At 48.8% G+C, this 529-nt stretch carries 1 protein-coding gene; it reads right to left on the bottom strand.

Annotation, left to right across the window (positions count from 1 at the left end):
* Nucleotides 1–31 precede the first annotated feature (31 nt).
* Nucleotides 32–529: hypothetical protein (locus tag AC1DCY_RS27410; protein ID WP_477355870.1), on the bottom strand; the 498-nt coding region annotated here is incomplete at its 5' end.

The following is a 529-nucleotide window of genomic DNA, read 5'->3' as shown; positions in this document are numbered from 1 at the left end:
CGTAGAAACAAATCTGTCTCCACCATGGTTTTTAATATCGACGAACTCCGAGCGAGCCTGTCTTCTTGGTTAACGCTAAGGTAAATGCCTCCTCCGACGTGAACTTCAGTGTTTCCAGCCAGCTCATAAACCACTCGACGTCCAGTGCCGCGAATATCTTTAGCCACTCAGCTTTTTTGCCTCCGCAAGCGGGTACTGCTGTCCCACTCAGTCCATGACCCTTGCCTTCGAAAAACAAAAAGTAGTCATCGTCGTAGCAGTAGCCGATCAATTTTGGCCAGTCAGCGCTGTGGGGTTGCTCCGGTACAAGATCCTTTTCGGCAATCACATAATAATTTCGGACTTTGTGGGGCTGTAGGGGAGGACGGTAGCTAGAAAGCCAGATCAGGCATTGAGTTGCTTTATCGGAGTCGTCCATCCAAGTCGATACTTTCTTGTCCAGTTCCGTAAATGTTCCTGCGGTGCCCATGCGATAAAACATTAACCAACCGTCTCGTCCTTCGTTGACTATTAAGTAGGTGTACCCATG

The organism is Lysinibacillus sp. 10T31 (genome assembly GCF_056394365.1).
This window is presented reverse-complemented; position numbering and strand designations above follow the sequence as displayed.